Annotated in this window: 2 protein-coding genes; both read right to left on the reverse strand. The window is 43.4% G+C overall.

The window, feature by feature from the left end:
* Positions 1 to 178: 178 nt before the first annotated feature.
* On the reverse strand, positions 179 to 478 hold the full coding sequence (locus tag A3729_RS06235) for a cytochrome C oxidase subunit IV family protein (protein ID WP_068514314.1): 300 nt from the start codon (positions 476 to 478) through the stop codon (positions 179 to 181).
* 2 nt (positions 479 to 480) lie between these two features.
* The gene (locus A3729_RS34485) at positions 481 to 630 is read right to left on the reverse strand and encodes a cytochrome c oxidase subunit 3 (protein WP_369820090.1); all 150 of its coding nucleotides are present in this window, start codon (positions 628 to 630) and stop codon (positions 481 to 483) included.
* Between the last annotated feature and the right edge of the window lie 13 nt (positions 631 to 643).

Raw genomic sequence — 643 nt, forward strand, 5'->3', positions numbered from 1 at the left:
AGCGAACATCTCCAGGTTGAATACTCGAGCAAAGGCATAGGCGATGAACAAGATAGAAAATACGCCCAGCTCTGCAAGGATAAAAATCCAAATGGCAAAGTCGCCCGGTAGGGACGATGACTTTTCTGGCTCTGAATTTATACAGACTTTAGTCATTAAAGCTCTCTTTACTTAAAGACTAGTTTAAGGAGGTGAGTGAAATGATCACTCCCGGAAATATCACTCCCAAAACAATTAAAGTAGGGATCAAGTAAAAGTACCCCAGCATGACCTTCCTGATTTTCGGGTGTGCATGACGCAAACCAATGAACTCATCGATCACCAACCGCCCTTTTAATGTGACAATAACACAGACAATTACCACTGATATTTGACCGAAGTCCGCTGTTTCAGCAGTCAATACGCTTAGTAAGGTCAAAGCCAGTAAAGCCAGCCAAATTCGCAGTAAGTGCCTTTTGCTTGGTAGAGGTAGAATCATCGCTATCTCATCACATAGATCAGTGGAAAAATAATAATCCAGGCTAAATCAACCATGTGCCAGTAACACGCACCTGCCTCCAAACCCGCATATTGCTTAGCAGAATACGCCCCAAAGTAAGACCTGGTTAGTACCCACAGCAAACCAGCCATCCCAAAAAACACA

Source organism: Oleiphilus sp. HI0043, from assembly GCF_001634935.1.